Origin of the sequence: Arthrobacter sp. H5 (genome assembly GCF_000520595.1) — a bacterium.
GTDB lineage: Bacteria > Actinomycetota > Actinomycetes > Actinomycetales > Micrococcaceae > Arthrobacter_D.
This window is the reverse complement of the sequence record NZ_KI915026.1, coordinates 78,854-85,767: the sequence shown is the minus strand read 5'-3', so window position 1 is coordinate 85,767 and position 6,914 is coordinate 78,854. Positions and strand designations below refer to the sequence as shown.

Genomic DNA, 6,914 nt, shown 5'->3' with positions numbered 1-6,914 from the left:
CTCTTGCAAGGCGGCCGGGCTTCCCTGCGTCCACTCCATTACATTGGGCGTATGGCTGAATTCACCGCGTTGCAGCAACTCGCCCATGCCCACCGGGTGGGCATCACCTTCCGTGGCTGGGATGGCGAGGAACGCAGCGTCACAGCGGATACGCTGACCAAGGTTCTCACCGCACTCGGTGTGCCCTGCGAAACGGACGACGACGTCATGCAGTCCATGGACGATTGGCACCTTGCACTGTGGCATCGCACACTGCCTCCCGCCGTCGTCGTTCGCCAGGACTCCGTGACCGCGGTACCGGTGACCGTGCCCGCCGGTCTAACGCCGCGCGTGTGGGTCGAACTCGAGGACGGATCGGAGCGGGACGTTGCCTGCACGGTCATCGAGCGCAGGGCAGATCAGGAACAACTGTCCGCAACCATCCCCGGTGACCTGCCGCAGGGCTGGCACATGCTGAGGGTGGCGGATAAATCCTGTGTGCTTGTGGTGACACCGCAGCGGCTCACCACCACCGATCGGCTGGACCGGACATGGGGCCTCATGGTGCAGCTGTATTCGGTGCGGTCGGAGAAGTCATGGGGAGTGGGGGATCTGTCGGATCTTGCCTCTTTGGCCGAGGTTGCTGCGGACAAGGGCGCCGGTTATGTGCTGATCAATCCGCTGCATGCGGCCGAACCGAAGCCTCCGGTGGAGCCTTCCCCGTACCTTCCCGCCACACGCAGATTCCTCAACCCGCTGTATCTCAGGGTGGAGGAGGTCCCGGAGGCCGCGGGGCTGCCGCTGGCTGAGGTCGCGGCACAGTTCGAAGACGCCAACCGCAACCCGCACGTGCTGCAGCGGGATCCGGGTTTTGCTGCCAAACTGCAGGCTTTGGAGCTTGCCTTCAACCAGCCTCGCATGGCTGAACGATCACAAAAGTTCGCGGATTTCTGTGCAGGGGAGGGCCCTGGGCTGGACCGGTATGCGTTGTGGTGTGCGCTCGCGGAAACACTCCCGCCGGGCGCTCCGGAGTGGGTGGATGAGGTGTTTGCTGAGCAGCAACGCACCGTTCTTGCGGACCGGATCGAGTTCCACAAGTGGCTCCAATGGCTGTGCGACCAGCAATTGGAGGCTGCCCAGGCCGCGGCCATCGACGCGGGAATGAACATTGGAATCATGCATGACCTCGCCGTCGGTGTGCACCCCGCGGGGGCCGACGCCTGGACGTTGCGCAACGTCCTTGCCCCGGGCGTTTCAGTAGGCGCCCCACCGGACATGTTCAACCAGCAGGGCCAGAACTGGAGCCAGCCGCCGTGGCATCCGGAGCGGCTTGCCGAGTCGGGTTACGCCGCCTACCGGGACATGCTCCGCACTATTCTGCGGCATGCCGGCGGCCTGCGCATCGACCACATTCTTGGTCTCTTCCGATTGTGGTGGATCCCGGCAGGCGCCGATCCCGGTGAGGGCGCCTACGTCTACTACGACAGCGACGCGCTGATCGGAATCCTCGCGCTGGAAGCGGAACGGGCGGGCGCCGTCGTCGTCGGTGAAGACCTGGGGGTGTTTGAACCGGGCGTCCAAGAGGATCTGGCCGAGCGCGGAATCCTGGGCACATCAATTCTGTGGTTTGAGCATTCGGATGCTGGCCCACGCCCGCCCGAGGAATACCGGCGTGCGTGCCTCACCAGTGTCACCACCCACGACCTGCCGCCTACCGCGGGATACCTTGCCGGCGAGCATGTCGACCTGAGGGAGGAGCTGGGCCTCCTCAACCGGCCGATCGAGGAGGAAAGGGCGTTGGATAGGGAAGCGCAGGAAGCGGTCCTTTCACTGGTGCGCTCGCGGGTTCCTTCCATGCCCGACGACGGTGCGCCGTTCGCGGTGCAGCGCACGGTTGAGGCGCTGCACGCCTTCATTGCCCAAACCCCTTCCCTGCTGCTGGGCGTTGCCTTGACCGATGCTGTGGGTGAGCGGCGAACCCAGAACCAGCCGGGCACGTCGGACGAGTACCCCAACTGGCGGATACCGCTCGCCGGGCAGGGGCGCGCCGTGATGGTGGAGGACCTGCCGGGCAATGAGCGTTTTGAGTCGCTGGTGAGGGCACTGGGTCCCGGGTTCAGCCGATAGTCCGTGTCCGCCGATGAAGCGGTGGTCAAGCGAGCAGATGTCCCAGCCGCGAACCCTGCACCAAGTCATCGAACTTCAGCTGCTACGGACAAGACGGCGTTAAACCGGCGGCGCCTCCGAAAGCCGAACGAAGCGAGCCCCTTGCACCAGCATCCCGGGCAAGGCAGCCGCGACGCCGGCAGCGGTCCCGCCCAGCGGCCGGTTGGCGTGCGCAATGACAATGTCCCCGGCAGAAGCAGAGCCGACCGACTGCGCAACGGTCTGCGCCGGGAACGTAGCTCCCGCGTCACCGTTGATGCTGAAATTCACCGGCACCAGCCCAAGCGCACGGACAACTTCGGTGGATACGTCGTCCAGGAATGCGGTGCCCGACCTGAACCAGAGTGCGGGCTTCCCTGTGAGTTGCAGGAGCAGTTCCTGGTTGACCATTACCTCGTCATACACCTCGCCGGAGTTACGCGTTCCCGGTAGCCCGTATGCAGTGTTGCCCGTCATTGACAGGGGGAGGTGCTGGGAGCCGTGGTTTGCAACTTCGATCAGCGGATCCGCAGCCAACTCCTCGGCGAGTGCCGGGTTGGCGTGGACCCAGCGCGCATTGAGGAAGAATGTCGAGGGCACCTGGTGCGTCCGCAGCGCGTCGATCAGGGGCCGGTCCAATGCCTCACCGCCGGGTCCGCCGCAGCAATCGAAGGTCAGCGCTATGCCCTGCGAACCAGGCGGAAGCCTGAGCGCAACGCCCGGAGCTTCCAACCCCCAATACCCCGGAGTGCGCGCGCCGAACTGGGCAATAATCTGGTCCCGGTTGGGCAGCACCGGCGCAGCAGGCGATGGCGCGGGAGGGGGCGGGGCAACGGAAGGCGATGGCGGCGGGCCGGAAGGGGACGACGACGGCGAGGGGGGAGCAGGCGACGAGCTCACCGAAGGACGGCTGCCCTGAGGCGTCTCGGCGGCGCAGGCGGTGAGGGCCACACCGGCCAGCCCTGCCAGAACGGCACGCCGTCCCAGCCAGCCTGGATCGCGATTTCCCTCCATGCGGTCCAGTCTCGCATGCTAGCCAGCCATCCGGCTCACGGGAGTGCGGGATGCGAACAAACTTGTAGTGAAACGAACACTTAACGAGCCTGCACAGTTCCGGCACGTCCGGGACCGTGCAGCCTGCACCAGGTACTGGATGCCGCTGACGGTTTGGCCCGCCGGGGTATCTTTGGCAGGGGTTCCAAGTGGAGGAAAGAGGCACAGTGCTAGAGCTGTTCGAAGGACCAAGCATCATCTACACGGTGATGGGTCTTGTGGTGTTTGCCGCCGCACTCCTACCAAGGCTGCTGCACAAGGCGCCGGTCTCAATGCCGATGATCTTCCTCGGAGCAGGTGTCCTGGCCTTCACTTTTATCGACTACCTGCCCAACCCGGACCCCGTGGAATACGGCGAGATCACAACGCACCTGACGGAAGTCTGCGTCATCGTTTCGCTGATGGGGGCGGCGCTCGCATTGGACCGAAGAATTGGATGGCGCCGCTGGGCCACCACATGGCGCCTTCTGAGTATCGTGATGCCATTGTGTATCGTCGGACTCGCATTTCTAGGGTTCGGCGTGCTTGGCCTTGGTCTGGCCAGCGCCATTCTGGTGGCGGCAGCGCTGGCACCCACAGACCCGGTGCTCGCTTCGGAGGTGCAGGTTGGAGAGCCCGCTGACGATGACGAGGAAGCAAACGATGAGGATGAGGTCCGGTTTGGTCTGACGTCCGAAGCCGGTCTGAATGACGGACTGGCTTTCCCCTTTGTCTATTTGGCGATTGGAATCAGCCTCGTCGGGGCATCACCTTCGGATTGGTTTCCTCAATGGTTCGCAGTTGATGTGCTGTGGCGCATCGGCATCGGCGTACTGCTGGGGATAGGAACGGGTAAGCTGCTTGGAAGGCTCTTCTTCTCCGCGCAGTATGATTCCTTGCGGCTCTCAAACCATTCGGAAGGTTTTGTAGCGCTGGCAGCAACGTTCCTCGCCTACGGTTTGACCGAAACCTTCGAAGGCTATGGCTTCGTGGCCGTCTTTGTTTGCGGAACCACTATCCGTGCTGCAGAAAGAAACCATGGGTATCACAAAGTGCTTCACAGCTACGTTGAGCAGCTCGAACGCCTGCTTTCCGTGGTCATCCTGGTTCTTCTGGGCGGTGCAATAGCCCGCGGGTTGCTGGCTGGCATTGGGTGGGTCGAGGTGCTCGTGGCATTGGCCTTCCTCCTCCTCATTAGACCGTTGACCGGATTTCTGGGACTGACCGGTGGTAAAACGGGCAAATGGGAGCGCATTGCCTTGGCATTCTTCGGCGTACGGGGAATCGGTTCGCTCTATTACCTTGGATACGGCTTGAGTAATGGTGAGTTCACTGCTGAAGCCGATGAACTATGGGCCTTCGTGGGTCTCGTGGTTGCGATGTCCGTGGTGCTGCACGGTGTAACCGCGACTCCCGTGATGAGCGCGTTGGATAGGTTACGCCAACGCGAAGCCGGCCGACTTGGTGACGAGGGCGAAGCTCCGCGCACCGCGGTCTAACCGCTTGCCTTCCACCAGAACCCGGGTTCATCCTTTCGAACTAGGCCAAACGGGGGAGCCGCCGCACCCCTCCTGCTGGCTACACTGGCACCCATGACTGATCCGGCGCGCCCCCACCACCGAGAGCCGCAACAGTGAACCTGCCGGTCTGGTTGAAATCCCACACTCCCGACGCCGGGGAAAGCCGCTGGGAGCGGCCCGGACCCACCGCGGACCAGCAGCGCAGGGACGTGATCGGCGTTGTCATCTTCTTGCTGATCAGTGCATTGGCGTTGGAACTTAGCCGTGGTTTTGGTTCAATGGCGGAGGAGGACAGCCCCATCTGGCTACAGCACGCGGTGCTGGCGCTGATGATTTTGCCGCTGGTGCTGCGGCGGAAGTATCCGGTCATTGTGATGCTGGTGATGTCTGCGCTGTTCATTGGGCTCAGCCTGTGGATCCCGCTGTTGTCCGTGCAGATTTCCTATCAGGCGGCGTACTTCGCATCCTTGTACTCGGCCGTGGCGTGGGCCAAGGACCGGCGGACGCTCTGGCTGGGAACCGCAGTGGTAGTGCTGGCCATGGCACTGTGGGTCATCCTCGCCTTGACGGTCGCCAACACCTATGACGGTCTGCTGGAACAGGCCCGGGAAGGCGACGAAACCTACCGCGGGATCCTGGATCCGTTGACTTCGGTGTCGCTGTACAACGTCATTGTGAACTTTGCCTACTTCGGCGGGGCAATCCTCGCTGGCATGTCCTCCTGGCGTAACGCCCTCCAGCGCACTCAACTCGCCGGGCAGTCCGAGCAGATCGCCCGGCAATCGGCTGAGCTTGCGCGACGCGCCGTCATCGAAGAGCGATTGCGGATTGCCCGCGAACTGCACGACGTCGTAGCGCATCACGTGTCGGTGATCGGCGTTCAGGCCGGCGCTGCCCGCCGGGTGATGGACAAGAGGCCCGACGTCGCTGCTGAATCCCTGCGCACCATTGAGCAGGCCAGCCGCCAGGCGGTGACAGACATGCGCAACCTGCTGGGCGTGCTCCGGTCGGAAACCGGCGTGCTGACCGAAACGGATGACGGCGGCCGGAGGCCGGAACCCGGGCTCGACGACCTGGAGGAATTGGCTAGGCAGCACCGGGAACTTGGCCTCAGGGTGAGCTTTGACCGGGTGGAGGATGTCCCTGGCGCACTCGCTCAAGTCTCCGCACCGCTAGCCCTATCCCTTTTCCGGACGGCGCAGGAATCGCTGACCAACATCCGCAGACACTCGACGGCAGGGTCCGCCGTGATGACCCTGCGCACCGGACTCTCCGGCGAACAGCGCTGGGTTGAGCTCGAAACGGTGGACAATGGAAGACCGCGCCCCCGTGCCGAATCCGGCTCCGGGTTCGGGTTCCAGGGTATCCGCGAACGCGTGGCTCTGCATCGGGGAACGGCGGAAATTGGGCCCAGGTCCGACGGCGGCTGGCGCGTCCGTGCCCGGTTCCTGCTTCACTGACATTCAGAGGACATTTCATGGACATTATCCGCGTTCTGCTCGCCGACGACCAGGCACTGGTCCGTGCCGGTTTCGCCACCATGCTCTCCGTTGAAGACGATATCGAAGTGGTGGGCCAGGTAACGAACGGCCGGGAAGCAGCGGCGTTCGCAGCCGAACACGACGTCGATGTCATCCTCATGGACGTCCAGATGCCCGTAATGGACGGCATCAAGGCCACCGAGCTGATCACCAGGGCAGGGCGCGGGAAAGTCATCATCCTCACCACCTTCGAACGCGAAGATTATCTCTTCGATGCCATCCGCAGCGGGGCCAGCGGGTTTCTGCTGAAGAATGCTGAACCCGAGGACCTGATTGCCGCAGTGCAGGCCGTCGCGGGAGGGTACGCGCTGCTTGCGCCCGAAGTGACCGTCCGGGTGATCGAGCGTTTCGCCAGGCAGCTCGACGCCGAAGGCCGGGATGCTCCCACAAGCCAACCAAGCGGTGAACTGCAGAAGCTCCTGGAATCCCTGACCCAGCGGGAGAAGGAAGTCCTGGCCAGCATGGCCACCGGACTGAGTAACGCCGAGCTCGCCCAAAAACTTTTCCTCGCCGAGGCCACCGTTAAGTCCCATGTTTCATCGCTGCTGGCCAAGATCCAGGTCCGGGACCGGGTGCAGGCAGTGGTTTTTGCTTACGAGAGCGGGCTCATCCGTCCGGGGGAGTAAAAGTTCAGTCCTTCGGCCCATCCGCTCGGCGGCCGGGCTGCCTAGGGTTGACTCCAGGAAGACAAACAGGA

General features: G+C 63.4%; 5 protein-coding genes. 4 read left to right on the top strand and 1 reads right to left on the bottom strand.

Annotated features, from left to right (window positions below; all coding sequences use genetic code 11):
- The first annotated feature begins 51 nt into the window (after nt 1-51).
- Complete coding sequence (malQ, locus tag Y708_RS26540; RefSeq protein WP_035776938.1) at nt 52-2,106, top strand: 4-alpha-glucanotransferase; 2,055 nt, start codon at nt 52-54, stop codon at nt 2,104-2,106.
- 99 nt (nt 2,107-2,205) lie between these two features.
- Here malQ and Y708_RS0119435 read toward each other — a convergent pair whose 3' ends face one another.
- A complete protein-coding gene (locus Y708_RS0119435) occupies nt 2,206-3,138 on the bottom strand; it encodes a polysaccharide deacetylase family protein (protein WP_028281199.1) in 933 nt (310 codons plus the stop codon).
- A 215-nt stretch (nt 3,139-3,353) separates the two neighbouring features.
- On the opposite strand from Y708_RS0119435, the gene Y708_RS0119430 reads away from it, so the two are divergent.
- The 3 genes from Y708_RS0119430 (at nt 3,354) to Y708_RS0119420 (ending at nt 6,843) form a co-directional block, all read left to right on the top strand.
- Nucleotides 3,354-4,655, top strand: coding sequence for a cation:proton antiporter (locus Y708_RS0119430; RefSeq protein WP_028281198.1), 1,302 nt, complete (start codon nt 3,354-3,356; stop codon nt 4,653-4,655).
- Nucleotides 4,656-4,789: 134 nt separating this feature from the next.
- Nucleotides 4,790-6,136 (top strand): sensor histidine kinase, encoded by a 1,347-nt coding sequence (locus Y708_RS0119425; protein ID WP_051479199.1) that lies wholly within the window; start codon nt 4,790-4,792, stop codon nt 6,134-6,136.
- Between the two features lie 17 nt (nt 6,137-6,153).
- Entirely contained in the window at nt 6,154-6,843 is a 690-nt protein-coding gene (locus Y708_RS0119420; protein ID WP_028281196.1) for a response regulator, read from the top strand.
- Nucleotides 6,844-6,914 lie beyond the last annotated feature (71 nt).